This window comes from Fructilactobacillus sp. X3R2C1 (assembly GCF_059901235.1).
Genome location: NZ_JBWXVA010000054.1, coordinates 1 through 255 on the forward strand (window position 1 = coordinate 1; position 255 = coordinate 255).

Genomic DNA, 255 nt, shown 5'->3' on the forward strand with positions numbered 1-255 from the left:
CCCTCGCGCCGAGCACAGCATCAAAACAATCCAAGTACCCAGTGCTGGAGTGCGATTTTTAGTGGGTCCTGAAGGTGGCTTTACTGATGAAGAAATTGCTCAAACCAAACAACAAAACTTTGTTGATATCCGCATTGGACCACGCGTACTACGCACAGAAACTGCCGCTTTAACGGTGTTAAGTGCATTACAGCTGCAATTTGGTGATTTAGCTAATTGAAAATAGCTAAACCACCCTCATATCAATAGCAATAT

The 255-nt window shown here is 43.5% G+C and carries 1 protein-coding gene; it reads left to right on the plus strand.

Annotation, left to right across the window (positions count from 1 at the left end):
• A partial coding sequence (locus tag AC6UDB_RS07130) for an RsmE family RNA methyltransferase (protein ID WP_500709568.1) occupies positions 1-220 on the plus strand: 220 nt, incomplete at its 5' end.
• Positions 221-255: the final 35 nt, after the last annotated feature.